Here is an 802-nt window from a genome sequence, read left to right on the forward strand (position 1 = left end):
CTCCCCGAACCGGACCCACAACCGATCACGGCATCCTGCACCGGTGAGAGCGGGCATCCCGCCCGGCTCGGGAGTTCAAGATGAAAAAACATGGATGCCATATCCTGGCGATGACAGCACTTTTTCTGGGAGCAGGCGGCACCGCTGCTTTCGCGAAGCCGATAGACAGCGCGACCATGAACCCGGAGCGCATGGCAGCCGCGGCGGTCGTATCCGCACCTGACGCTTCGCAATCACTTGCGGCGCAGTACCATGAGCTCGTGACTGCAAAACAGGCCGCTACTTCCCCGCGCGCCTATCCGGTGTTGCGGGTCAGTTACTCCTTGCTGGCGACGCGACCGCAGGGCTACAGCCTGCGCTCTTTTTCCGTAACGGCCCGAAGTGATGCCGATAACCGGCCCCAGGGCTTCATCCTCACCGATGGCAACGGCATGGGCATGACCTCCCAGGACCTTACAAAACCCGCATATACAGGTGAAGCGCATATGGGGGACAGCAGTGGCCGCCTGGTGATCGAAGCGCTATGGCGCAACGCGAAACATGATGAAATCCGCTGCACGATCGTACAGCATTACACGAACACGATCGGAAGCCATGCCACCACGCTGGAACCCGCATGCGGGGAACTGACCAGCACGGTAACGGGACTATGGGGACGTGACCGGGATACCGTTCCGGATGAGACAATTCCCGACAGCAACATTCCCCAGCATACCTGAAACCTGTCCGGGCCTTACATATGATGTGTGCGGCAATCGCCGCACCATCAATATCCGTGGTATGGTGGTCAGGTTTCGCCCCC

At 60.0% G+C, this 802-nt stretch carries 1 protein-coding gene; it reads left to right on the plus strand.

All coding sequences use genetic code 11. The annotated features are described in order from the left end of the window. The first annotated feature begins 110 nt into the window (after positions 1-110). On the plus strand, positions 111-719 hold the full coding sequence (locus DY926_RS16505) for a hypothetical protein (protein ID WP_148707841.1): 609 nt from the start codon (positions 111-113) through the stop codon (positions 717-719). Positions 720-802: the final 83 nt, after the last annotated feature.

The sequence above is a fragment of the Komagataeibacter melaceti genome (genome assembly GCF_003403295.1).
GTDB classification, from domain to species: domain Bacteria; phylum Pseudomonadota; class Alphaproteobacteria; order Acetobacterales; family Acetobacteraceae; genus Komagataeibacter; species Komagataeibacter melaceti.

What these genes read in the sequence shown, in the direction of transcription:
- DY926_RS16505 (WP_148707841.1), top strand. Translation starts at nt 111, where the DNA reads ATGACAGCACTTTTTCTGGGAGCAGGCGGCACCGCTGCTTTCGCGAAG.